At 58.4% G+C, this 22,418-nt stretch carries 22 protein-coding genes and 2 pseudogenes; 12 read left to right on the top strand and 12 right to left on the bottom strand.

Annotation, left to right across the window (positions count from 1 at the left end; all coding sequences use genetic code 11):
• Positions 1 to 27 precede the first annotated feature (27 nt).
• The 4 genes from TU75_RS21755 to TU75_RS21740 all read left to right on the top strand — a co-directional run bounded on the left by TU75_RS21755 (position 28) and on the right by TU75_RS21740 (position 4,039).
• On the top strand, positions 28 to 957 hold the full coding sequence (locus TU75_RS21755; RefSeq protein WP_060550084.1) for a DNA/RNA non-specific endonuclease: 930 nt from the start codon (positions 28 to 30) through the stop codon (positions 955 to 957).
• A 309-nt stretch (positions 958 to 1,266) separates the two neighbouring features.
• The gene (locus TU75_RS21750; RefSeq protein WP_060550083.1) at positions 1,267 to 2,277 is read left to right on the top strand and encodes an ABC transporter substrate-binding protein; all 1,011 of its coding nucleotides are present in this window, start codon (positions 1,267 to 1,269) and stop codon (positions 2,275 to 2,277) included.
• A complete protein-coding gene (locus TU75_RS21745; RefSeq protein WP_003234371.1) occupies positions 2,274 to 3,278 on the top strand; it encodes a FecCD family ABC transporter permease in 1,005 nt (334 codons plus the stop codon). The genes TU75_RS21750 and TU75_RS21745 overlap by 4 nt, the downstream gene beginning before the upstream one ends.
• A complete protein-coding gene (locus TU75_RS21740) occupies positions 3,275 to 4,039 on the top strand; it encodes an ABC transporter ATP-binding protein (RefSeq protein WP_060550082.1) in 765 nt (254 codons plus the stop codon). The genes TU75_RS21745 and TU75_RS21740 overlap by 4 nt, the downstream gene beginning before the upstream one ends.
• Here TU75_RS21740 and TU75_RS21735 read toward each other — a convergent pair.
• From TU75_RS21735 to TU75_RS21715, 5 genes are all read right to left on the bottom strand, one after another.
• A complete protein-coding gene (locus TU75_RS21735; protein ID WP_060550081.1) occupies positions 4,031 to 7,855 on the bottom strand; it encodes an ATP-binding protein in 3,825 nt (1,274 codons plus the stop codon). The two genes, TU75_RS21740 and TU75_RS21735, sit on opposite strands and share 9 nt — an antisense overlap.
• Positions 7,856 to 8,029: 174 nt before the next feature.
• Positions 8,030 to 8,254 (bottom strand): hypothetical protein, encoded by a 225-nt coding sequence (locus tag TU75_RS21730; RefSeq protein WP_060550080.1) that lies wholly within the window; start codon positions 8,252 to 8,254, stop codon positions 8,030 to 8,032.
• A 261-nt stretch (positions 8,255 to 8,515) separates the two neighbouring features.
• Positions 8,516 to 9,439 carry an alpha/beta hydrolase gene (locus tag TU75_RS21725; RefSeq protein ID WP_060550079.1) on the bottom strand — a complete coding sequence of 308 codons (924 nt, stop codon included), beginning with the start codon at positions 9,437 to 9,439 and terminating at the stop codon, positions 8,516 to 8,518.
• On the bottom strand, positions 9,439 to 9,879 hold the full coding sequence (tspO, locus tag TU75_RS21720; RefSeq protein ID WP_060550078.1) for a tryptophan-rich sensory protein TspO: 441 nt from the start codon (positions 9,877 to 9,879) through the stop codon (positions 9,439 to 9,441). The genes TU75_RS21725 and tspO overlap by 1 nt, the downstream gene beginning before the upstream one ends.
• A 268-nt stretch (positions 9,880 to 10,147) precedes the next feature.
• Positions 10,148 to 10,687 (bottom strand): P-loop NTPase family protein, encoded by a 540-nt coding sequence (locus TU75_RS21715; RefSeq protein WP_060550077.1) that lies wholly within the window; start codon positions 10,685 to 10,687, stop codon positions 10,148 to 10,150.
• A 566-nt stretch (positions 10,688 to 11,253) separates the two neighbouring features.
• Here TU75_RS21715 and TU75_RS28690 point away from each other — a divergent pair.
• Positions 11,254 to 11,398, top strand: a pseudogene (locus tag TU75_RS28690) (diiron oxygenase); the annotation flags it as partial.
• 126 nt (positions 11,399 to 11,524) lie between these two features.
• A complete protein-coding gene (locus TU75_RS21710) occupies positions 11,525 to 12,736 on the top strand; it encodes a multidrug effflux MFS transporter (protein ID WP_060550076.1) in 1,212 nt (403 codons plus the stop codon).
• A gap of 164 nt (positions 12,737 to 12,900) precedes the next feature.
• On the opposite strand, the gene TU75_RS21705 is transcribed toward TU75_RS21710, so the two are convergent.
• On the bottom strand, positions 12,901 to 13,362 hold the full coding sequence (locus TU75_RS21705) for an NUDIX hydrolase (protein WP_015372514.1): 462 nt from the start codon (positions 13,360 to 13,362) through the stop codon (positions 12,901 to 12,903).
• An 828-nt stretch (positions 13,363 to 14,190) separates the two neighbouring features.
• On the bottom strand, positions 14,191 to 14,709 hold the full coding sequence (locus TU75_RS21700) for a nucleotidyltransferase family protein (protein ID WP_186351046.1): 519 nt from the start codon (positions 14,707 to 14,709) through the stop codon (positions 14,191 to 14,193).
• A 376-nt stretch (positions 14,710 to 15,085) separates the two neighbouring features.
• On the opposite strand from TU75_RS21700, the gene TU75_RS21695 reads away from it, so the two are divergent.
• A complete protein-coding gene (locus TU75_RS21695) occupies positions 15,086 to 15,316 on the top strand; it encodes a DUF6124 family protein (protein WP_003234395.1) in 231 nt (76 codons plus the stop codon).
• Positions 15,317 to 15,369: 53 nt separating this feature from the next.
• Here the strand turns inward: TU75_RS21695 and TU75_RS21690 are convergent, their stop codons facing one another.
• The 3 genes from TU75_RS21690 to TU75_RS21680 form a co-directional block, all read right to left on the bottom strand.
• Positions 15,370 to 15,669: a 7(1) septoil knot domain-containing protein gene (locus tag TU75_RS21690; protein ID WP_003234397.1), complete on the bottom strand. Its 300-nt coding sequence runs from the start codon at positions 15,667 to 15,669 to the stop codon at positions 15,370 to 15,372.
• A gap of 69 nt (positions 15,670 to 15,738) precedes the next feature.
• The gene (locus TU75_RS21685; protein ID WP_057008200.1) at positions 15,739 to 15,972 is read right to left on the bottom strand and encodes a hypothetical protein; all 234 of its coding nucleotides are present in this window, start codon (positions 15,970 to 15,972) and stop codon (positions 15,739 to 15,741) included.
• Positions 15,973 to 16,092: 120 nt separating this feature from the next.
• Positions 16,093 to 16,392: a hypothetical protein gene (locus tag TU75_RS21680; RefSeq protein ID WP_003234402.1), complete on the bottom strand. Its 300-nt coding sequence runs from the start codon at positions 16,390 to 16,392 to the stop codon at positions 16,093 to 16,095.
• Between the two features lie 433 nt (positions 16,393 to 16,825).
• On the opposite strand from TU75_RS21680, the gene TU75_RS21675 reads away from it, so the two are divergent.
• The 5 genes and pseudogenes from TU75_RS21675 to TU75_RS21655 all read left to right on the top strand — a co-directional run bounded on the left by TU75_RS21675 (position 16,826) and on the right by TU75_RS21655 (position 21,225).
• A complete protein-coding gene (locus TU75_RS21675) occupies positions 16,826 to 18,040 on the top strand; it encodes an aldose 1-epimerase family protein (protein WP_060550074.1) in 1,215 nt (404 codons plus the stop codon).
• A 312-nt stretch (positions 18,041 to 18,352) separates the two neighbouring features.
• Positions 18,353 to 18,931, top strand: a complete 579-nt coding sequence (locus TU75_RS21670; protein WP_060550073.1) for a hypothetical protein — start codon at positions 18,353 to 18,355, stop codon at positions 18,929 to 18,931.
• 4 nt (positions 18,932 to 18,935) lie between these two features.
• Positions 18,936 to 19,280: pseudogene (locus tag TU75_RS28180) on the top strand (integrase core domain-containing protein); the annotation flags it as partial.
• Between the two features lie 136 nt (positions 19,281 to 19,416).
• The gene (locus tag TU75_RS21660; RefSeq protein ID WP_060550072.1) at positions 19,417 to 20,340 is read left to right on the top strand and encodes a hypothetical protein; all 924 of its coding nucleotides are present in this window, start codon (positions 19,417 to 19,419) and stop codon (positions 20,338 to 20,340) included.
• Between the two features lie 285 nt (positions 20,341 to 20,625).
• Positions 20,626 to 21,225 carry a hypothetical protein gene (locus tag TU75_RS21655; protein WP_060550071.1) on the top strand — a complete coding sequence of 200 codons (600 nt, stop codon included), beginning with the start codon at positions 20,626 to 20,628 and terminating at the stop codon, positions 21,223 to 21,225.
• Positions 21,226 to 21,392: 167 nt separating this feature from the next.
• Here the strand turns inward: TU75_RS21655 and TU75_RS21650 are convergent, their stop codons facing one another.
• Both TU75_RS21650 and TU75_RS27905 read right to left on the bottom strand, forming a co-directional pair.
• Positions 21,393 to 21,890, bottom strand: a complete 498-nt coding sequence (locus TU75_RS21650) for a hypothetical protein (protein WP_060550070.1) — start codon at positions 21,888 to 21,890, stop codon at positions 21,393 to 21,395.
• A 243-nt stretch (positions 21,891 to 22,133) separates the two neighbouring features.
• The coding region (locus TU75_RS27905) for a hypothetical protein (protein ID WP_211267971.1) at positions 22,134 to 22,418 on the bottom strand (285 nt) is incomplete at its 5' end.

Genomic DNA, 22,418 nt, shown 5'->3' with positions numbered 1-22,418 from the left:
TTATTCCAGGCCCGCAAGGAGCAGCCCATGCCACCCCGCACCCGCAAAATCGACCTGTCACACCGCCCCCGCCTTGGCGATCTGCGCCCGCTGATCACGGCCAGCCCTGCCCTGCTGCAGGCGCGAGCGGCAACCCCGCGCGTCACTGCCGCCAAGGATCTGAAAAACCGCACCGGCTATGCCGAAGATTTTCTGGGTAACTTCGAAGTCCCCTGGCCCACGGTTGACCCGGCCCTGGCAGAGGATGTGCAGCCAAAGCGCCTGGACTACACGCATTTTTCCATCACGATGTCGCGCTCAAGGCGCCTGGCTTTCTACGTCGGCGTGAATATCGACGGCGCGCAACACGTGGACATCGTGCGCAGCAACGACGCCTGGGCCTACGACGGTCGCCTGCCCGTCGAGGCCCAGGCCGGCGAAGAACTTTACGCCGGCAATGGCCTGGATCGCGGCCACCTGGTGCGACGCCAGGACCCCAACTGGGGCGCCGAGGCCGCCACGGCCAACGTCGACACCTTCCATTTCACCAACTGCTCGCCGCAGATGAGCGGCTTCAACCAGAAGACCTGGCTGGAGCTGGAAGACTATATCCTCGACAACACCCAGCGCTGGAAAGCCCGGGCCACTGTATTTACCGGCCCGGTGTTCGGCGAAGACGACCGCCTTTACCGGGGGATCAAAATTCCCAAGGCCTTTTGGAAAGTCGTCGCCTACCTCAGCGACGATGGCAAACCTTCTGCCAGCGCATACATGATCGACCAGAGCCGGGAACTGGGCCAGCTCGACCTGGTGTTCGGCCAGTTGCGCACCTACCAGCGCAGCGTGCTGCAGATAGAACGCCTGACCGGCGTTCGCTTCGGCAACCTGGCCGATTACGACGGATTCAGCAACGAAGAGCGCGCCACGGGCACGCGCATTGAAGCGCTGATACGCGGCCCGGAAGATATTCGTTTGTGATTCATCGCCGATAGCGCGCCTGCCCTGTGGCGAGCAGGCTTGCCCTGCGTTGGGCTGCGCAGCAGCCCTAAAACCTGAATCCGCAGAGTTTCTGACACACCGCATTCTTAATTACAGGGGCTGCTGCGCAGCCCAACGCGGGACAAGCCCGCTCGCCACAGGACAAGCCCGCTCGCCACAATGGAATCGTCTGCTGTTGAGAGCAGCCCTCCCCATCTTCCCGCCCACCCCGCCATGCACTACCATACCGCGCCGTTTCCCGGACGGGACTCATTGGGGTTTCGCCAACGGTTCAAACGGAGATGCCCCATGCTGCCACGCGTTACCGCCTTGATGATCGGCCTCGGGCTGTCCGCGCACGTCCACGCCGCGCCGACTCATTACCCGCTGACCCTGGAAAACTGCGGCAGCCACATCAGCTTCGCCCAGGCCCCCGCACGCAGCGTGACCATCGGCCAGGCTGCCACCGAGATGCTGTATGCCCTGGGCGTCGGTGACAACGTGGTCGGCACCTCGCTGTGGTTCAACAACGTGCTGGCGCAGTACAAAACCCTTAACGATGGCATCGAGCGCCTGGCCAACAACGAGCCGAGCTTTGAGTCCGTCATCGCCAAGCGCCCGCAGCTGGTGGCCGCCGAGCTGGAATGGGTGGTCGGCGCACAAGGCGTGGTGGGCACCCGCGAGCAGTTTGACGAACTGAACATCCCCACCTACCTGCTGCCGTCGGACTGCGAAGGCAAGGACAACCGGGTGGGCGCCGACGGCACGCGGCTCGAGCCGTTTCGCATCGACACTGTCTATAAAAGCATCAGCCAACTGGCCGAGATCTTCGACGTGCAGGCGCGCGGCCAACAGCTCAACGACGAACTCAAGGCACGCCTGGCCAAATCCGTCGCCACCGCGCAAGACAAAGGCTTGAAGCAGGCCAGCGCGCTGGTGTGGTTCTCCAGTGCCGAAATGGCCAGCGACCCCTATGTGGCCGGCCACAAGGGCATCCCCGAATTCATGCTGCACACCCTGGGCCTGACCAACGTGGTGCAGTCCGATGAGGAGTGGCCCGCCGTCGGCTGGGAAACCATCGCCAAGGCCAACCCGACCTTCCTGGTGATCGCGCGCATGGACCGGCGCCGCTACCCCGCCGACGATCATCAACAGAAACTCGCCTTCCTGCGCAGCGATCCGGTGACCCGCAACATGGACGCCGTGAAAAACAACCGCATCATCATCCTCGACGCGCTGGCGCTGCAGGCCAGCATCCGCATGTTTGACGGCCTTGAACAACTGGCCGGCGCCATCGACGGCTACGACCTGCCTCAATGATGCGGACCCTGATCGCCCTCACGTTGCTGCTGATCGCCCTGCTCGCCGGGATAGCCATCGGCGAAACCGCCATCGCGCCGCAGGTGGTGCTCAAGGTGCTGGCCAATAAACTGTGGGCGGCCGGCTACGTGCTCGACCCCATCGACGAGGGCGTGGTGTGGAACTACCGCCTCACCCGCGCGCTGGTGGCCGCCGCCTGCGGGGCCGGGCTGGCGACTTGCGGGGTGATCCTGCAGTCGTTGCTGCGCAACCCGTTGGCCGACCCGTACCTGCTGGGCATCAGCGCCGGCGCTTCCACCGGCGCGGTGCTGGTCGCCTTGATCGGCGTGGGCGGCGGGCTGATCTCGTTGTCGGCGGGAGCATTCGTCGGCGCCATGGCCGCGTTCGCGCTGGTGACCTTGCTCGCGCGGGCCAGTGGCTCGGCACGCGGCACCGGGCAGATCATCCTCGCAGGCATCGCCGGCTCCCAGTTGTTCAACGCACTCACTGCGTTCCTGATCACCAAATCGGCCAGCTCCGAGCAGGCGCGCGGCATCATGTTCTGGCTGCTCGGCAACCTCAGTGGCGTGCGCTGGCCGTCGGTGTGGCTGGCCGTGCCGGTGGCGGTCGCCGGCCTGATGGTGTGCCTGTGGCACCGTCGCGCGCTGGATGCGTTTACTTTCGGCAGCGACTCGGCGGCTTCTCTCGGCATTCCGGTGCGCCGCGTGCAATGCGTGCTGGTGGGCTGCGCCGCCCTGGTGACGGCGGTAATGGTGTCGATTGTCGGCGCCATCGGCTTCGTGGGCCTGGTGATTCCCCACGCCGTACGCCTGCTGCTCGGCACCGCGCATTCGCGGCTGCTGCCAGCCAGCGCTCTGGGCGGCGCGCTGTTTCTGATTGCCGCCGACGTGCTCTCGCGCAGCCTGATCAAGGGCCAGGTGATTCCGGTAGGAGTGGTCACCGCACTGGTCGGCGCGCCGGTATTTGCGTTGATCCTGATCGGCCGCAGGAACGCACGATGAGCGTATTGAGCTGCAGCGGCCTGGGCTTCAAGGTGCGCGATGCGCAGTTGCTGCACGGTATTGACCTGCAGGTGCAGGCGGGGGAAACCCTGGGCATCGTCGGACCGAATGGCTCCGGCAAGTCCACCCTGCTCAAGCTGCTGGCCGGGCTGCGCGCGCCCGCCAGCGGCGAGGTGCACCTGGGCGGCAAGCGTTTGCGCAGCTTGTCGCGCCGCGTCATTGCGCAGCAACTGGCGGTAGTGGAACAACAGGCCGACACCGACGACGCCATCGGCGTGTTCGACGCCGTGGCCCTGGGCCGCACGCCATGGCTGTCGGCGCTGAGCCCCTGGTCCCGCGAGGACGAGGCCATCGTGCACCAGGCCCTGCACGATGTGGATGCCACGCACCTGCGCCAACGGGCCTGGCGCAGCCTCTCCGGCGGCGAGCGCCAGCGCGTGCACATCGCCCGTGCGCTGGCGCAACGGCCGCAGATTCTGCTGCTGGATGAGCCGACCAATCACCTGGACATCCAGCACCAGCTGACGATCCTCAAAGGCGTGCAAGCGCTACCGGTGACCACCCTGATTGCCCTGCACGACCTCAACCAGGCGCTGACCTGCGACCGCCTGGCCGTACTGGATCACGGACGGCTGGTGGCGCTGGGCAAACCGCTGGAAGTGCTCACGCCACAGCGGTTGCAGGACACCTTCGGCGTGCAGGGCCATTACCTGACCGACCCGTTCGACGGCGCGCAGATCCTGCGCCTGCGCTCAAGCTGAGCCCGTTTTCACACAGGCCTTGCGCAGAATCTGCAGCAACTGGTGAATGGAATACGGCTTGTGCAGCAAGTCGAAGCCGTGGGTGCCTTGCTGCGCCAGCACGTGGCTGTAGCCACTGGTGAGCACTACCGGCAACGCCGGCCACAGCTGCTGGACCTCCTTGGCCAGTTCCAGCCCGTTCATGCCGGGCATCATCACGTCGGAAAACACCACGTCGAACTCATCGGCGGCGTCGGACAGACACTTGAGCGCCTGCTCGGCATTCACCGCCCAGGTCGCCTGGAAGCCCAGTTCCTCCAAGGCCTGGGTGGCAAAGGTGCCGACCTCGATATTGTCTTCCACCACCAGCACCCGGCTGCCCTGGCCCCCGGTGAAGAATGCCGGCTCCAGTTGCACATCGGGTTCCAGAGGTCGTGCGGTGACCCGGGGCAGGTACAGGGTAAACGTCGAGCCCTGGCCCAGCTCGGTGCTCACTCGCACTTCGCCGCCGGACTGCTTGGCAAAGCCAAACACCTGACTGAGACCAAGCCCGGTGCCCTGCCCCACATTCTTGGTGGTAAAGAACGGCTCGAAAATCCGCTCCAGATGCTCCGGCCGAATGCCGCTGCCGGTGTCGCGCATGGCGATTGCGACAAAGTCGCCCTGCAACTGCGGCTGGCCGCGCAGCCCAGGGATCGTATCGACCGCTGCCACCGCGATGCTCAAACGGCCCACGCCCTTCATCGCATCCCGCGCATTGACCGCCACATTCACCAGCGCCGAGTCGAACTGGCTGGAGTCGGCGTATACGAAACAGTCCTGAGGCGCCAGGTCGGTGCTGATCTGGATATGGGCGCCGCACAGCGACTCCATCATTTCCACCAGCGAGGTCACGCTCTGGCTGACGTCGAATGCCTGCGGCTTCAACGCCTGGCGACGTGCGAAGGCGAGCAGTTGCCCGGTGAGACGCGCCGCGCGATTGACCGTGTCGGAGATGGCCGTCAGGTAACGGCTGCGCCGCACCTCGGGCAACTCCGGACGTTCGAGCAGGTCGAGGGACGAGCGAATCACCGTCAACAGGTTATTGAAGTCGTGCGCCACGCCGCCAGTGAGTTGGCCCAGGGCCTCGAGTTTCTGCGCCTGGCGCAGTTGCTCTTCGGCCTTGCTGCGTTCTTCCATGGCCTCGGTGATGCGCTGCTCCAGGGTTTCGTTGAGCGCCTGCATGCCCAGCTCGACGTGTTTCTGATCGGTGATGTCCTGCACCAGGCCGAACAGTTTCTGGGTACGGCCCTGGGCGTCGAGTTGCGGTGTGCTGCGCGCCAGGATCCAGCGCACCTGCTGGTCCTCGGCGCGGCAGATACGGCACTGGAAATCCCAGCCGGTGCCCTGCTCGGCCGCCCGCTTGAATGACGCCTCCACCTCGGGCCGGTCCTCGGGCAACACATGGGACATGAAGGTTTCGATGCCCCAGTGCTCAACCGGCTTGCTGTGGCCGAAGATCTGGTCATGCCGGGCGGCCCGCACCGAGCTGTCGGCCCCGATGTCCAGTTCCCATTCACCGATCTGCCCGGCGTCGATGGCCAGGCGCAGCCGCGCTTCACTTTCGCGCAACATGGCCTCGCGCCGGTTGCGCGCGCGGGCCAGCTGCGAGGTGACCCGTGTGACCAGGTCGCGCGCTGAAAACGGTTTGATCAGGTAGTCATCGGCGCCGGCCGCCAGGCCTTCGGCGCGGGCCTCTTCGCCCGCGCGGGCCGACAGCAGAATCACCGGAGTGGCCTGCAGGCGCGCATCTTCGCGCACCGCATGCAACAGGCCAAAGCCATCGAGCACCGGCATCATCACGTCGGTCAGAATCAACTGCGGCAAGCACTGGCGTGCGGCTTCCAGCGCCGCCTGCCCATCGGTTGCCGTCTCCACGCGCAGGCCTTCGGCCTGCAGCAGGCGGGCAACATAGGCGCGCATGTCGGCATTGTCATCGGCCAGCAACACGCACTCTTCGAACGGTTCGGCGGCAGGCTCATCCTGCACCTGCGGCGTCTGCGTGTCCGGCAACCAGCCCAGCGCTTCTTCCACAAAGGCGCTGACGTTGGTGGTGGAGCCGTGCAGCAGCGCCGAGCTGTGCAGCGGTTTGGGCACATGGCGGCTGCCCAGCGGCAGGGTCACGGTGAAAGTGCTGCCCACTCCGAGTTCACTGTTCACCGCCAGCGTGCCGCCCTGCAGGCGCACCAGTTCATCCACCAGCGCCAGGCCGATGCCAGAGCCCTCGAACGAGCGGCCGGCGGGGTTGTCGATCTGGTGGAAGCGTTCGAACAGGCGCGGCAGTTCATCGGCCGCAATGCCGGTGCCGGTGTCACTGACGCTGACCTGCACGCTCGCGCCATCGGCGCCGGGTTCGACGCTGACCCGAATCTGCCCGGCCAGAGTGAACTTGAAGGCGTTGGAGATCAGGTTCAGCACCACCTTTTCCCACATGTCACGGTCGACGTAGGCCATCTCGGGCAGCGGCGTGGTGTCGATGATCAGCGCCAGGCCGGCAAGCTCGCAGGCCGAGCGAAAATTGGAGGCCAGGTCGGCGGTCAGTTCCGGCAGGTCCACCGGCTCGTACGATGCCTGGGCGCGACCGGCCTCGATGCGCGAAAACTCCAGCAGCGAATTGACCAGCTTGAGCAGGCGCTGGGCGTTGCGATAGGCCAGGGTCACCCGCTCACGCTCATCGGCCGGCAGCGCATCGCCCAGGGCCAGCGACTGCTCCAGCGGCCCGAGCAGCAGGGTCAGGGGCGTGCGAAATTCATGGCTGATATTGGTGAAAAAAGTGGTCTTGGCCTGGTCGATGGCGGCCAGGGCTTCGGCGCGCTGGCGCTCGTAGGCCCGCGCCCGCACGGTGGCCAACGCCGCCGAGAGGGCGGCGCCCAACAGCTCGAAAAAGCCGCGGTAAATATCATCCATCGGCAAGCGCGGCGAGGCACCGGCCACCAGCATCAACGGCGTCTGCGTATCGTCCGGCACCACCAGCGGCAGCACGAAAGCCGTGCGCGGTGATTCCGGGTAAGGCCCGCAGTCAATGCCGGCAAACAGCGCCTCAATGCCGCCCACCTGCAGCGGGCGCTTTTGCGCGCACGCCGCGCCCAACGGCCATGGCGCGGTGTCATCCAGGCCGATCCAGGCCGGCGATGCGGCGGTATCCGGGGCGATGCCGTCGTGCTGCACCAGGCGGTAGCCGTCGGCTTCGCGCACGTAAAACAGCAGGAAGGGAATATCGAAGTTGAACGTCGCCAGCGTCTCGACCGCCAGCGCGATCAGCCGGGGCAAGTCCTCGGCAACCGCCAGCCGTCCCGTGAGGTCGCGCAGCGCGCGGGTGCGGCGCTCCGCCAGGATGGTCACGGTGGTTTCGGTCACCGGGTGAAACAGCCCGCCGATGCCGCCGGTTTCATCGCGGATGGGCGAGGTGGAAAAGGTGAAGAAGGTTTCTTCCAGATAACCGTTGCGCGTGAGGAACATGCGCTGGTTTTCGAGAAAACTGGTCTCACCCGCCAGCGCCCGCGTGAACGGCTCGCCGATGGCGGGCCAGGCGCTGGCCCAGGTCACGTGGTAACTCTCGCCCAGCGCGCGCGGGTGCGACTCTCCACACAACACCTTGTAGCCGTCGTTGTAGATCTGCGTGTTCTCCGGCCCCCAGATGATATTGATCGGGAAGTTCGACGCCAGGCACAGGCTGACGGTGGTGCGCAGGCTCTGCGGCCAGTGCTCGATCGGACCCAGCGGCGTCGCCGACCAATCCCTGGACTGGATCAGGGAGGCGAGCTCGCCGCCGCCCGATAAAAAGGAATGCGTAATCACGGGATTGGACCACCAGCAGATTAAGGGCGCGTATTAGTCAGTCTGACCGCCGCCGACAGAAATCCTCCCATGGGTGGGTCAAGCATTTATTGGCCCCTGCCGGTGCGTGGTTTGCCACACGGGATCAAAGCCCTGGCACAGCCAGACATCACGTGTCGGCGTGGATGCGCGGGCTCATGCCACCTGGATCCGGGTGATGCCGACAATGGCGGCTTGCGCGAGGATCTGTTCAGGCGCGGCATCGGCGGGCGGCATGATCAGGCCGTTTTCCGCGTCGCCCAGGTGCAGCGCCAGCAGGTGCAGGGCGGCGTCGTGGTCGGGTAGTTCGGGTTGGTTGAGTTCGAAGGTTTGGGTGCGGGGTTGGGTGTTGAAGAGGTAGGTGACGGTGTATTCGCGCATGGTAAGGGTCTCCTGATGAGTCGCTGATTAACCTGAATTGCGCTGTTGTGGTGAGCGGGCTTGCCCTAATGCCGTTCAGTTAAGCGCAGATTCCCTGTGGCGAGCAGGCTTGTCCTGCGTTGGGCTGCGCAGCAGCCCCACAACCAAGCGCTGGGCCGTATCAGGTACACCGCGTTTTGATGGATTGGGGGCGCTTCGCACCCCAACGCGGGGCAAGCCCGCTCGCCACATGAGGCAGGTGTGATCCTTGGGAAAGGCGCATTACCGTTCGCCGCAGATGCAAGTGGTAATCCACCGCCGACTGTAAACCAGCACCCCTTCCGCCATCGCCACCGGAAAATGGATAAACCCATGGGCAGATTCCGGCAGAAGATGGGTCTCGGCCCCCGGCCAACGTTCAGCCATCTGCAGCGTGTCATCCTTCAGCGGATCCAGTTCCCCGACGAACATCAACACCGGTGGCATCCCGTCAAAGTCACCATACAGCGGTGACAATGGCGCCTGCCGACGCTCTTCATCATTCAACCCCGGCGTCAGCAGGCGCAGCGCGTCTACCATCCCGGGGCCGTCCAGCAGCAAGGTGTCCGGTCCGGCGGTGCGCACGCTCGGCGTGCCGGTCAAATCGTAAACCCCGTAATACAACACCGCCCCGCTCACGCGCTTGAGCAGATCCGGCCATTGCTTGAGCGTCAGCAAGGTCGCAGCCGCCAGATGCCCACCGGCAGACTCCCCCACGACGAATATCGGCAAGCCTGCAAACTCATCGGCCGTCAGCAACCATCGCGCTGCGGCGAGGCAGTCGTCCATCAGCCCCTCAACCGGCGTGTCGACCGCCAGCCGATAATCCACCGACACCACCGTCACCTCGCACGCCCGCACCATGCCCAGATTCAGCGCGTCGTCCATCTGCGCATTGCCGATCACCCAGCCGCCGCCGTGGATATCCAGCACCACCCCCCTGGGCGTGCCGGCTGGCCGCAAAATGCGCACCGGCACGCCATTCACCACCCTGCTCTCAGCCGGCGTTGCGCGCTTGATCTTCTGACTGACGCGCAACAGCGCCTGGATCAGACGCGGGGTGACGCGGTTGCGGATCTTGAAGCGCGGCATCCACGCGAGCTTTTGGTTGAAACGGCGCATCTGGACGAGTTCGGCCTCGGAGGCGGGCCAGTGTTTATGAGCCATCAACGGTTATTCCGCAAAATCGAAAAATTCAACGCCGCCGCCACACACAGCCACGCCAGGTAAGGGAACAGCATCAAGCCGGTGATCAGGTCCAGGCGCACCGCGAACACCACCATCGCCGCCACGGTGAGCCACAGCAACACGATAATCACCATCCCGGCAAACAGCCGATGGGCGCCGAAGAACACCGGCGTCCACAGTGTGTTCAACGCAATCTGCGCCGCCCACAGCGCCAACACCAACTCACTGCCCGGTATCAGGCTGAGGCGATAACCGGCCCAGACGAGCAACAGATAGATGATCGTCCACGCGACCGGAAACAGCCAATTGGGAGGGGTAAAGCTGGGTTTGACAAGGGACTCGTACCAGGCACCCGGCTTGAAAATCACACCGGTACTGGCCGCAGCGGCGCAGGCGAGCAGGAAGATAAAAAAGGTCATGGACGATCCTTGATCTGGAAGGGTTCCCAGGTTGGACGGGCAAGACGGGGTTAAAAGTTCATCGCCAAGACAAGGATCATTCCTACACGTCGTGCGGGAATGAAGCGCGAAAAAAAATCACCATAGAGAAGATATTTGCTTGAGCCTACTATCGTCAATTGCAGGATGGCTCGCGTCAGCCGTAACTGCCATTCGTGATCGGCAACATTCGGCCAGGTGCCGCCAATCGCAACCCACAGTTTCCTTGGTGAAGCAGTTCAACCATCGATCAATATCGCAGGGCTGGGCCTGTCGAACGCCCCATGCCCGCGAGAAAATTTTCGGTGTCTCGATTAGAACGCAGATGAACCACGCGGCAAGCTGATGGCGCAGTTGCCACGAGTTGTTGCATCTTTGCTCGCGCTGATTTGTTCGTCCGCCACATGAATCTGAAAAACTCCGGCAGGTTCGCCAGCAGTTCGGGGCAGTTCTCCGGCAAGTCAGGCCGAGACTTACCATGTTGGAACAGAGTTCTGAGCAGTACGCGCAAGAATCGAAGCGGCGCCGAACGATCAATCCATATTAAAAGATCTGCACGGGCCATCCGGTTGTCCCAAGTGGCTGAATGGCCACCTTCGAATATCCAGCAATCACGGGCCTCGACGTCGAGACAAAGCCGCGTCTTCTCGTCCCGACTTCGCTCGATCCACCCTGGCTGCCAGTGGATAGTGTCGATATGAACAACCGGCAACCCCGTACGCTGGCCAAGCTTACGCGCCAAAGTGCTTTTTCCAGACCCAGGTTGACCAACAATCATCACCCTTTGCATCCGAGCTCCTTCTGGCTATGCAAGCTGATTTTTGGGGGTGGCGACAGCTTCTATAGACCTCTGCCATACCCTTTTCCTTGCATGCAAAGCCCCAGCGTAACCGTCCCGGTCCAATCAGTCGACCGAGCGCTACTGGCCTGAAGCGCCTGCGGTTCGCAGCGAACGGTTGCGTAAACTTTACGAAGCGGAAGGAGAGAAAGCCTCAGAACTAATTTTGCGAATTTTCCACCTTCACTGATCGGCAGTGTTTGGCCGTTTTCTGTCAGTCGTAGCTGACAAAAATCGAGTTGCGGTTTTATCTGGATAATCACATTGCTACAGCGAATAAACGCTCCGCCCACCTTTGGCTACGCTGGGCTTATGGGGTGCTTAGACTTTTTCATGCTGCTGATAGTAATCATGGCTGCGCAGACTGGATGGGCTTATCGGGTAAGCCAAAACATAGAAAGTAGGCAATCTCTTACAGGTCAGAAATTTAATGTATCATTTGAGCTTGATTTTTTAATTTTAGTTATTTTTATTTTTGGCTAGCCTTTCAACGTCACTTAGAAAAGTGACACTCACTCATTGTTAACCGGTCGGTCGAGACTCTCATTCATGAAGGGCGGGAACTTGATCTGCCACAAACGATGAAACTTACAGCCTTACACTGACGAGGGTTATCACGCCCTTTTCTCCTTTAAGCTCTCGGAACCGGTTGCGCATTTTTACAGATGCTGGATATACGTACACAGCGAGCACGCTCTATTGCCATGGGAACGATTCAGGCGATGACGCGCGCCGGTTTCTTTGAGTTGCAAACTCACCGGAAATTATTCAGCCAATCAGGGCTCATTGATGCTTGAAATAAAGGAACACTCCGTTGTCAAGACCAGGAAAGTCGGTGCCACGGTACTACTTATGGCGATGGTCATGCTGGGCGTGTTTCCGGTGGACGTACTTCTGCCTTCGTTTCCTTCGCTATCGCAGCACTTCAGCACCACAACGTCCGAGATCGCCTTGTCGATCAGCTTCTTTGCCATCGGTATCTCTTTATCTCAGTTACTGATTGGCCCTTTGTCGGACATGCTCGGCCGAAAAACGTTGTTACTGGCTGGCATGGCAGTATCCATAGCAGGCGCCTTGGGTTGCGTCTGGGCCACGAACTATGAGTATTTTTTGCTATTCCGTGTGATCCAGGCAGTAGGCTGTGGCTGTTTCGTACTGTCTCAGGCATTGGTTCAGGACCTATTTATCGGTAAAGAGCGGGATCGTTTACGAATTCTGATGGTAACGGCCAGTGGAATCTTCATTTCGGTCTCCCCCCTGGCCGGAAGCGTGTTGCAGGAGCTGATGGATTGGCAAGGTAGTTTCTATGTCTTCGCAGTGATTGCCGCTTTGGTATTCATCAAGGCTTTGGTATCGCTGGAAAACCTGCCTATCAATAACACAGGGCCGCGTATTGGTATCTTGCGAACCTACCGGCGAATCTGCAGTGACTTCAATTTCGTGGCCTATTGGCTAATCGCTGCAATTGTTTTTGCTTGCCACTTCTCATTCATCGTCATATCGCCCCTAATATTCATGGAGCAGTTGCAACTAAGCAGCTATGAGTTTTCTCAGACCCTGCTAGTGTACGGAGCAGCCTACGTGACTGGCGGTATCCTTGCGGGCGTAATGAATAAGCATATGGAGGCGGGTACACAAATTGTTATAGGACTGTCACTGATTTTCGTTGCAGGGTTGGTGATGCTTATATTACTGGACCAATTTGGCCTGTCCGTCTTCACCATGCTGGTCCCAATGATTATCTGTACCGCTGGCACTACCATAACGCGGCCAGCAGCCACGTCCAAAGCTATGGAGCTATTCCCGGATAATGCCGGTGCCTCAGCCTCGGCAGGCAATACTCTGATTTTTATCTCAGGCGGATTGATCAGTGCCCTGATCAACCTCAGCACCAACAACCTGCAAATTACCCTGGCACTGAGTTTCATCGTCTTAAGCGGCATAGGTCTGCTGTTAAACCAACATATAAATCGCCACGCCAGGCCATCGAGTTTGGCGTAATTCTCATTTGCGGCGACTCAGGGCTCCGGTTCACGAATGATGAAGCGAGGCGATATGCCCATAAGATAGCCTTGGCTGCAGTCCGTTGAAGGGTATTATTTGATGCAAAACGGAATGGTCATTCCTGGCCGAAAGCTGCCCATCACGCGCTTACTAACTTCGACCTACAGCAAGCGATCAACTTCAGCGTCAGTCTCCCCATCAACCCACTGACCGGATGCTTTCAGCCTTTCGCACAAAAACTTCAGTGCTCTCTGAAACACTGGGTGGCAGTCGGCGTAGGGAAGATCTTCGAGCGCAGCCCAAAAAAACTCGAACAGGTGGCCATGATCATCCAGCGTCTTATAACCCCAGCGCTCCGGCAGATCTCGCTCTGCGCGGCAAAGGTGAAACGACCAAACCTGATCTCGATGGTCAGCCTTCCAGCATCCCAGGTCACTCTCGATCACCGCGTCACTGATACCAGACTCCTCTGTCAGTTCACGCAATGCAGCTTGGCCGGGAGTTTCTCCTTTTTCGATAGTGCCCTTCACCAACTGCGTACCGGCGAGGGGGTGTCGAAACAGGAGAATCCTGATCGGCGGCGAAGACGTAAGCACCACAGGGCAGGCCTTGTCGGGGAACATTTCAGTTTCCATTGTAGAGATATTTGGGCAATTGCTTTTTGCCGATGGCAGGCTATTACGATTGGTTGCTTTCGACCCTAGGCGAACATCCAACTGGATCTCCAGAAAACTATCCTAATATCGAGAAGGCGATACCTCTCCTGCTTCAATGCGTGAGAACACAACGTAAGGATCCGTTTGGCCCAAGTATTTAAATGAAAGGCGAAGTTCGTGTTCTCCAAAAACCTGTTTTACCAGTCGCTCAAAGGGTATGACCCGTTTGGGGGCCGCCCATTGCTGAGCGAGAACACCAATTTGTTTGCCTGACGCGCAGACAATCCAAGTTGCGTTATCCCCGTTGATGCAGGGCAAGTAGTGCATGTTTTGTATGACTTCGAACAGTGCGCGCAGTGTTGCGCGCCGGATCTAGCTTGATTGAGCTGGCATGGCTGCTCAAATCGTCTCCTGCATGGAAGCTGTCTCGGTCAATGGCAATGGCCAGCATCATGATTTTCCGAGTGATTTGAATTCAGGCTAGCCAGAGTATTGGGCTAAGTAGCGAGCTGTCTACAACCATCCAGAAGCGACAACTGAAACGCTCGCGCTGTCGCGCAGCAAACCGGAGCCTCTGTGGCGAGCGGGATTGTTGTGGCGAGCGGGCTTGCCCCGCGTTGGGGTGCGAAGCGCCCCCAATCCAGCAAAACGCGGTGTATCTGATACGGCTCAGCGCCTGGTTGTGGGGCTGCTGCGCAGCCCAACGCAGGACAAGCCTGCTCGCCACAGGGAATCTGCGCTTGACTGAACGGCGTTAGGGCAAGCCCGCTCGCCACAACATAATAGAGATCCGCATCAAACAATCTTCAGCCAGGGCCACCGCGCCTGGTAACTCCGCGCCTTGGCCTCAAACAACGCCTGCTCCGGATGCAGCGGGTTGATCCGCAAAATCCCCTGCTCCACATCCGCCAACCCATACGGCGCATACACTTCGCCCGTCGCCACCTCCAGCGCCACGCATGTGCCCGCCACCAGATACCGATCAACCCCCTGACGCGCCGAGTGCAGTTGCGAATAGGGCCGGCCGAACCGCTGGCCATACCAGAGATGAACCCGCGCCTGATTGCGCACCTCGACATTCACCCCTAGGTCCGCGAACAGCGCGTTCGCCTTCTGGATCACCACATCCTCAGCCTCGTAGGACAGGTCGGTATCAAAGTAGAAAACGTCGTAGTCCTTCACCCCATGATCCGCCGGCAGATTCGCCTGATGATTCCACACCGCCTGAAACAGACACCCCGCCGTCAGCAGGCACTGATCCACCCCAAGCGCCGGCAGGCGCGCGGTGATTTCAGCGTTGATCGGGTTGGCCATGGCCTGTTTGATAAATACGTCAGTGCTCAACGTCACGGTTAACGCTCCTGAAGGCAAAATCCGAATCCCTCACGATGCCTTGCTCCGTTGCCTACACGTGCGTCAGAATCCGCCGGCTTGTGCGCTGGGATGGCCGTCTCTAAGGTGGCTCGGTCGCTGAATCTCTCGGTTATCGGGTTTAGTAGCCCACTGTTTTAACCTGACAAGTGCACAAGCTCAACCCAGCAGACGTTCCCGTCTGTGCTCAATGGTGGCTGTGCGCAGGGCGTCTCCGGACGCGCCGGTTTTGTTAGGTTCCACCGGTCTACTAACCTGCGTACAGCCGCCGCCTTTTCGTTTAGTAGCGACGAGGTGGTAGCCCAGCAAGGAACTTAACATGCTTACTGATTCAAGCACCCTCTTCACCGTCACCCCCAACGCCAGCACCGAAACCCTCATCACCAACAGCTACGAAACCTTCACCTCAGTCAGCACCCTGCTGCTCGACCTGTCCGAAGACCTGAACGGCAAACACCGCGACATCGCCCTGGCGATCCACCAACTGAGCGAACTGGGCGTACTCCTCACCGCAAAATTGCTCGACCGTGAAGCGCCCTGCCCTGGCTGATCTGCAGCCCGCCCGACAAGCCGTCGCAGGCCACCTGCAACGGCTTGCCGCGATCAATTGACCCCAGGCCAGCTCTCGACATATTCAATAGTGAAGTCCGGATAGGAATCGACAATCTGGATCTTGTAGTCGGGGTAGCTGTCGACGGTTTGCCATTTGCCGACAGAGTCCGGCCAGGAAACCACCTTCTTCACCTTAAGGTCGGGGTATTGATTCACCACCTTCACCTTGTAGTCGGGATAGCTGTCCACGAACTGGATCTTGCCGTAAATCTTCGACACATCGACCGTCGTACCGGCGTGGGCGCAAAACGTGCAGGTCAACAACAGCGAAGCAAGGGCAGCTTTTAACATGAGCATTTCATCCTGAAAAATTGAGGCATCCCGTCTATCTAAAGCCGCGCGGGCCGTGCCGCGAAGCACCTATCCCTTCAACTCACCCGCCCGATTGCTGGCAGCGTCGTCATACGCCACATACAACGACTCGGCGATCTGGCTTTTGATGGCTTTGGTCGATTCCAGCCCCAAGACAAACCCCTCAGCCTTACCGCCTGCGCGGTTGAGTTCTTCGTGGGTGGAGGCGCCAGTGATAGCGTCGAGCAGCTTGGCCGCATGAGGGCCTACGCCTTTGGGGAGGGAGATTTGGTCGATGGTCATCGCGATGCCTTTATAGAAAATGAACGGAAGCGCTGTGAACCACTGCCGGGCCGCCATGGTAGACCGGTTTGCACCGTTGAGGGCTGCTTTCGCCCCCTATCGCCCTCAGCGCCACAGCGACTATTGACGAGTATCCGCCTCCTCAGCCGGATAAAACTCGCCCTCCTTGCCCATTTTTTCCAGCCGCTCGCGCACGATCACCTCAACGTGGGCCACTGCGGCCTGATCGTCAGGGTCGACCAACTGCAGGCACAGGCGTCGAACATTCTGATCGTGAGTACCCTCGCTGAGCATTTCGTGGGTAAAAACCGCCTCACCACGCCAAAGGCATAGCTCGGTATGCGTGCCGCCAAGCCATATTTCGTTGATTGATCGGAGGTCAGTGGTCGCCAGTTGGTCCACGGTGATTGTCTTGTCCATTGCGCTGTACCTTACCGAAGATGGGGTGTCGGTAGACTTGCGGGGGTGGCGGGTCGTTCCCGGGGCTGGGGATTTGAGTGTGGTCGTGGTTCGGCTCAGCGGTGCCTCACCGACAGCGAACGCGGGCGCCTGCGCGAACTGCATGCGCTTGTCTGGATTTGACCTTGGATTGCTGTCGATCTTTGCCGTTGCACTGGGGGTGGGGTTGTTCCTAAAGCGGCGGCGGTGACTGTCAAAGAACTGGAAAAGCTCGCCTCGGATTAGCGGTAGAAATTGATAGGTTCTGCTGAGTCGTTGCCGCGATGGCATGGACTCAATTTTCCGACTTGCCCCCAATCTTCTTGGCGTTGGCTGGCTCAGCCCCCTTTTTTAGCTTGCTGAAACGTTTCATCGCGTTTATAAAAATGGCACAACTCCAAGAAAGGCTGCCGCCATGACCCCGCTCAAACTCGTTGTTGCCCTCAGCGCACTGTCCGCTGCCTCTCACGCCATGGCCTGGGATTACGTTCTACTCGACACCGACAAAGCCGCCCAGAGCTGGCAGATTACCAGTCAGCAACTCGGCATAAAAACCGACAAACCCTTCAGCGTTACCCTGCGCACCTTGCACGGCGGTCGGCAGGAGGGCGTCAGTCTCGTCGACATCGATAACGGCACGATGAAACTCTCGGTGGTGCCGACCCGCGGAATGAATGTCTTGCAGGCCTCGGTCGGCAATGTGCGCATGGGCTGGGACTCTCCGGTCAAGGAAGTGGTCAATCCGGCGTTCATCGAACTCAATGGCCGCGGTGGCCTGGGCTGGTTGGAAGGTTTCAATGAACTGGTCACCCGCTGCGGCTACGAATGGGTCGGCCATCCCGGCGTCGACAACGGCGAACTGCTGACCCTGCACGGTCGCGCCGCCAACATTCCTGCGAATAAAGTCACGCTGCACATCGATGAAAAGCCACCGTACGCCATTACCCTGCGCGGCGAACTGAAAGAGCAGGCATTCAAGAAGGTCGACTTCTCGGTCGCGACCGAACTGGTCACCGAACCCGGCAGCGTGGTGTTTGCCCTCAACGACACACTGACCAACAACGGCGACTATCCAAAGGAATACCAGGCGCTGTATCACAGCAACTTCAGCACGCCTTTCCTGGAGCAGGGCGCGCGTTTCGCCGCGCCGGTGAAACAGGTGTCGCCGTTCAACGACAAGGCCAAGGGCGAGCTGCCCGACTGGCAAACCTACCGCGCACCGACCAAGGACTACGACGAAACGGTTTACAACGTGGTGCCCTATGCCGATGCCAAGGGTGATACGTTGACCGTGCTGCATAACAAGGCCGGCAGCCTGGGCGTTTCGGTCGGCTTCAATACCCAGACACTGCCCGTGTTTTCCCTATGGAAAAACACCGATACCCAAGGCCAGGGCTACGTCACGGGGCTGGAGCCGGGGACGAGTTTTTCCTACAACCGCCGTTATCAGCGGCCACTGAACCTGGTACCGACCATTGGGCCCAAGGAACACAAGCAGTTCCGCATCAGCTACAGCTTGCTGGCGGACAAGGCGGCAGTGGATAAGGCTTTGAAGCAGGTGAGCGAGATTCAGGATGGACGGGAGACTGAGGTGCGGCAGACGCCGTTGGTTGATCTGACCAAGGAGTGAGCATTGTCGGCTGATATAGCAGCCCCTCGGCCGTCTGACACCGTCGGCTTGTTCAAGGTCCGCCAGCGCGACCTTGAGCAGTCGGTGGGCTGCTCGAAACGATTCGGTCACGGCCCGATCTTGACTTACGTCAGCCGTTAGCTGCCCATTCATGATCGGCAACATTCGGCCACATGCGGACGCTCGCTTTGCACCGCTTCAGCCGATGCAGATAGATAAGCCGAGGAACCGGTCAGTGCCACTTGCGATTATCAGACGCCAGATGCTTACTGAGCCCGAGCCCGCCACCAGCAACATAAAGAGAACTCACCCATGAGCGATGACTTGATCCGTCTTTACGACGTTCCACTCTCTGACAAAGAGGGGATACTCATCGGAAGAATCATTGCTCTATGGGGGGCGCTTGAGTCCGAGGTATTTGTGCAAACACTTGCAACTTTCGACGCGCAAGACGTCGAGGAGTTACCAAATGCAATGAGCAACCTCAGCTTCGTCAAGGTACTGGAGTTGTGGAAAGCTCGGGTTGCCGACGTAGCAGAGGGTAACCGTGCATTAGTGTTGCAGCAGCAGTTCACCAGAATCACTCACCTGCACGATTCAAGAAATGCGCTGATTCATGGCATGTGGACGTGGTCTAGGACCGAACCAGAGAAAATAAGCACCACGCGTGTGTCTAAAAATCAGGTCATAACCATGCACTTCCCAGCAGGAACCTTGGCAGACTTCCACAACGAGCTTGGCGTTATCAACTTCAAGATCAGATATCCAGGTGGATTGGAAGATCTAGCACGCGCGAGAGCGGATGAAGGAGGCTTTATAAGCCGTAGGGCTCTCTGCATGCTTACCGACAATCTTGCTGCCGATGACTGTCCTGCCGTAGAGTGCCGATAGACAAAGCGTGGAGAAGCGCTTCGGTGATCAACTGCCTGCAACGCCGGTGCAATGGCTAAGCGATAACGGATCGGCGTACACCGCCGAACAGACACGCCTGTTTGCTCGACAGATAGGGTTACGGCCGGTGACCACCCCGGTGCGCAGCCCGCAGAGCAACGGCATGGCCGAGAGCTTCGTGAAGACGATCAAACGTGACTAATTTGTGCACATGCCCAAGCCGGATCGAGAAACGGCGCTGCGCAACCTGGCAATTGCTTTCGAGCATTACAACGAGCAGCATCCGCACAGCGCCTTGAACTATCGCTCATCGAGGGAGTTCAAGCGCTTGGCAGCAGCATCAATTTGACGGGGAGTTGGTGTCCGGTTTGTAGGGGAAAGTCCAGCAGCCACGAGAGTCACATCCATCAGCGCCTTGCCAAGCTGGTGCTTCAGCACCGCGGCGTCGTTTGAGCATCCTAATTCCATCATCAGCAGGAAGCCTCATGATAGAAACTGATATCCCGGACGACACCATAGTCAGAAGATATTTAACTCCCTTAAAATTCGAGTACCTCATAAAAAATAAGTCTCTCTACATGTCCAGTTACTCCGGTTTTTCAGACCTGCTCGAGGGAGGGATAACTGCTGAAGACTATATTCGTAATTCAAACGAGCCAGACCTGTTAAGTGCTGTTGACGATATCTTGGGATGCATAGGCGACAGGAATGGGTATGATGAGAGAAGGCAGCGATCCGCAGAGCTAGTCTCAGAACTCCGTGCGAGAAAGTTTAAGACCATATTTGGGCATGAATCTCGCGATAACTATGAAGCGTATTTGAAGGACGCTAAAAACTGGCTCTATGCCTGCTGCTTGCATACCTACGATTACGAGTGCCATGCAATGTGGGAAATCTACGGTAAGGAAAAGCATCCTTACCGCGGATCATTATTTGATCTACCGGAGGGTGCTGGCTTCTGCATAGAAACCACTATTGGGCGGTTCAAAGAGAATATTCTTCCTCTTGAAGGACATAAATTCGCGCTATCAATGGTCGACTATATCAACCACTCTGACGCATCAGCCACGGAAAACCCACTGCATCAGTTTACCAGGAAAGCTCGGTATTTCGAGTTCGAAAAGGAGGTGAGGCTAATCGCTTGGCCCGATAGAGAAGACATTGTCTTCAGTTACAAGTTTGAGCAGTCAAGTGTCAACAACGTCGGCCAGGTGAGCCCAAGCATAAAGAACATGAACAGGTTCATCTCTAGGATCATTTTCTCTCCGGGAATGCCTGACGACTGCGTGGGGGCGGTTACGCAGGTATGTCGTGCCCAAGGCCTGACTTGCGACATGGCCAAATCAGGACTGGATGAGAAACCTCTGCTGGATGTATACGGTTACCTAGCAGCAAACCCAAAGACCTGAGGCGGTAGGTGGTAGCACGGATGCCGTGCAGGATTTCTGCCAGTCGCCACCGTCAGCTTCGGGGCGATTTCTGTCTGTCGCGAAGGGCTGTATCGACCCATTGCAGTCCCTCAGACCTCAGTACGGGCAGGAGCCTGCTATCCGGGTATGTCCATTCATTCCCTGCTCTGGGACGACGGACACGGTGACGGTCCTGACCTCCATCGCATTTCCATTGCTAAATTTGGCAATCATGGAGTTAAATTAGCATCTAGCTATTAGCGTGAATCATTAATAAGGACTGTGATGAAAGTTGAAGAAGCTCAAAAATATTGTGATTTAATGCAGGAATCTAAACATCGAACTAAGGTTATTGCATCTCTTCTTCAGGGCAAAACCAACCTTGGCTTCCTACCAATAAACGTGGAGTCGCTATATTTACAGTTTCGAAAGACTCTGGAGCTTATAGCTTTCGGGTCATTAACTGCAAATAGAGAGAAATACTCTGAAGCCAGGGCCGAGTACGCTAGCGACTGGAATGTAAAGCGAGTTCTTAAGCTAGTCGAACGCCTTAACCCTAGTTTTTATCCAGTGCCGACCAATCAAGTTCCTGTTATTGGTAAGGAATACAAGACGGAGTTAAAGCCGGTCACGGAAAACTTCTTGAGTCGAGATGAGTTTGAAATTCTGTACGATCGATGCGGTGGAGTCTTACATAGTGAAAATCCATACGGTGACACTTACAAGTATGCTGAGCTATGGGCGGAGGGTTTAGGCTGGGCGGTAAAGATCAGGAATCTTCTTAATTGCCATACGGTTCACCTGGTTGATGATGCCGATAGGTTTTTCTTGATTCAAATGGGTACTGGAAAGCCGACCTACACCCTATTTGAAGCGGTCAAGTAATCTTATACTGGGCTCAATTTTAAGGAAGGATGTGAGTCGTCGCCCACATCTGCCCTGCGGCAAGTGCAGAAATCTGACAGAATCCGTCCTGCGAAAGTGTTCACGGAAGCAGTGCCGATTCACATGTCTACATGTATGTGAAAAGGGACTTGAGCGGGCCTTTTTGACTACTTCGCGCCTTGGTAGGCCTTATTCAAGGCCTTATAGAGCTGCCCTCTAGCATCGAGAATCTTGGTCCGCCAGGACTCCAGCTCCACAATGGTTGCAGGTGCATTATTCGGAGAGGTATAGCGATGATATTCGGAGATAATAGATCCATACTCCCGCAATTGTTTCTGTTGATCTACACATCCAACGAGTAGCAATCTGCCCTCACCATTGGTGAAGCCTTTGAATAGGTGGTAGACCTCAGATCTCAAGCCTGCTACGTGCTTCAACCTTTCCTCCGATGCATCAATGCCTTTTTCACTATTTCTAGCCACGTCGATGATAAACGACCAGTGCTTGAGTAGCGTATGGGTCATCTCTTCAATGCTCAGGGTTACACTCTCAAGAACCGCGACTCTTCTTTGAAGGCTGTCTTTCTCGACACTTTTGGTATGCGTTAACTTGTTGTTCACCAGTGTCGCAATGCCAGTGACTACGGCACCGAAGCCAATTTTCACTGTTGTATCGACTATTTCAATCCATGTTGTCGGCACAGGAACCCCGAGTATGGTGGGAGAGTACGGGTGGGATAGCTACCGAATTCGTCGTCATCTTATCACCTGCTATGCTTGGGCTGGATGATGCTACACAAGTAACTACAATGGTTTCAAATGCTGGAAGCAGGCATCGCTCCAACCGTTATCGTACTGCTGGCCCATCGCAAAGGTTGCTGATTACTGGACTGAGCCGCCTTGGATTTCCTAGATACCTGCGAATGACTCCTTCTGGCCGATTCTGTTGAAAAAGTCGATCATGGTTTCCACGGCAGAAAAGTACGCGTCCGAGATTGAAATCTTTACTTTTGGCAGAGTTTTCCAGAGTAAGCGGCCAGCGAACACACCTTCAGAAATCCTGAATGAAGGGCGATGGTGTCCGCCTATTTTTAAGCGGACGCGATCACCCTTATCGCCAGGATTCTCATGCGCCAACGAAGCTCTTACCCCAAACCCTTCAAGGCCCAGGTCGTGCAGGAATGCCTGCAACCA

The organism is Pseudomonas poae, assembly GCF_001439785.1.
GTDB classification, from domain to species: domain Bacteria; phylum Pseudomonadota; class Gammaproteobacteria; order Pseudomonadales; family Pseudomonadaceae; genus Aquipseudomonas; species Aquipseudomonas poae.
Note: the sequence above shows the minus strand (reverse complement) of the source record. Positions and strands in the feature narration are given on the sequence as shown.